Source organism: Rhodococcus sp. NPDC047139 (assembly GCF_040643435.1).
In the GTDB taxonomy this organism is placed as follows: domain Bacteria; phylum Actinomycetota; class Actinomycetes; order Mycobacteriales; family Mycobacteriaceae; genus Rhodococcus.
This window is the reverse complement of record NZ_JBEYUH010000046.1, coordinates 1-1,628: the sequence shown is the minus strand read 5'-3', so window position 1 is coordinate 1,628 and position 1,628 is coordinate 1. Positions and strand designations below refer to the sequence as shown.

At 65.5% G+C, this 1,628-nt stretch carries 1 protein-coding gene; it reads left to right on the top strand.

Annotated features, from left to right (window positions below):
* Nucleotides 1–405 precede the first annotated feature (405 nt).
* Nucleotides 406–1,596, top strand: coding sequence for an IS30 family transposase (locus ABZ789_RS22605; RefSeq protein ID WP_358428902.1), 1,191 nt, complete (start codon nucleotides 406–408; stop codon nucleotides 1,594–1,596).
* The last annotated feature ends 32 nt before the right edge of the window (nucleotides 1,597–1,628 follow it).

Sequence of the window (1,628 nt, the reverse complement as noted above, 5' to 3'; positions counted from 1 at the left end):
GGCGGGTTCACATGATCGTCGCAACACTCTCAACGAGAGGTTGCGACGATCATGTCGTTTGCGGAGGACTGCGACCGGTTCGGTAACCATCTGGCACGACTGATCGATGCCGGGGTTCCGGTCAAGGAGGCCGCGGCCGCGTTCGGGCTGCCCCGGCAACGGTGTTACGCGATCTTGAGGGCCATCGGCCGGCCGATGGGTAAACCCCGCGGCCCGGCCGGCACCGCTGACCGCCGGGTGATCGTGACCGTCTACGAGGAGACGGGCTCGATCACCCGGGCGGCGAAGGCCTGCGCGGTGGCGCACTCGGTGGCCCGCCGGATCCTGGTCGACGAGGGACTGGTCGGCACAGGGAAAATCTCGCCGAAAGGCAAGCCCGAAGCCAAGCGTCGTTGTCTGGAGTTGATCGCAGCGGGCTGGTCGGCCAGACGAGCAGCCCGCGAGGTCGGGGTCAACGAACGCACCGCACGGGACTGGCGTCAGGGAATCCGGCGCTCGAACAGCAAGCGGATTCATCCCGACGGGCGGGTCGTGGACTACCACCACGGAACCGTCTACACACAGTCTGTGACCAGTGTGACCTGTGAGGACAGCGGACGGCCGGCGATCAGCGACCGGTATCTGTCGAGCGAGGACCGGATCGTGATCGCCGACGGCCTGCTCGTCGAGGATTCGCTGCGGACCATCGCCGCTCGGATCGGCAAGAACGTCTCGACCGTCTCGCGGGAGGTTCGTCGGCACAGCATCGAGGGCAGGTACCTGCCGTATCGGGCCGATCGGGCCGCCGCTGCCGCCCGGGCGCGGCCCAAGCAGTCCAAACTGGTGGTGAACACGGTCCTGCGGGCAGCGGTCGAGGAAGGCCTGTCCCGGAAGTTGTCGCCGGAGCAGATCTCGCACCGTCTGCGCCGGGATCATCCCGACGACGAAAGTATGCGGGTGAGCCACGAAACGATCTACCAAGCTCTCTATTTCCAAGCCCGAGGGGGGCTCAAAAAGCAAGTACAACAGGCACTTCGGACCGGTCGAACGAGACGTAAACCGCACCGCGCGGACGGTCAGCGGTATCAGCGATTCACCGATCCGATGGTGATGATCAGTGACCGGCCCGCCGAGGTCGCCGACCGTGCGGTGCCCGGACACTGGGAAGGTGATTTGATCACCGGTGAGCTGAACAAGACCGCGATCGGCACCCTCGTCGAACGCACCACCCGCTACACGATGCTGCTGCACCTGCCGAACGGGCACGACGCCGAATCCGTGCGGGACGCGCTCATCGCCGCGATGAAGGACCTGCCCGCGCATCTTCGTGGCTCGCTGACCTGGGATCAGGGCGCCGAGATGGCCCGGCACAAGCAGTTCGGTATCGCTGCCGATATGGCCGTGTACTTCTGTGACCCGGCCAGCCCCTGGCAACGCGGCACCAACGAGAACACCAACGGACTGCTGCGGCAGTATTTCCCCAAGGGCACCGATCTGAGTGTCCACAGCCCGGCGGACCTCGAGCACGTCGCCCAGGAACTCAACGGCCGGCCACGCAAAACGCTCGGCTGGGATACCCCAGCCGAGCGTCTGCGTGATCTAATCACCACCAACTAACAGCGGTGTTGCGTCGACCCCTTGAAACCGCC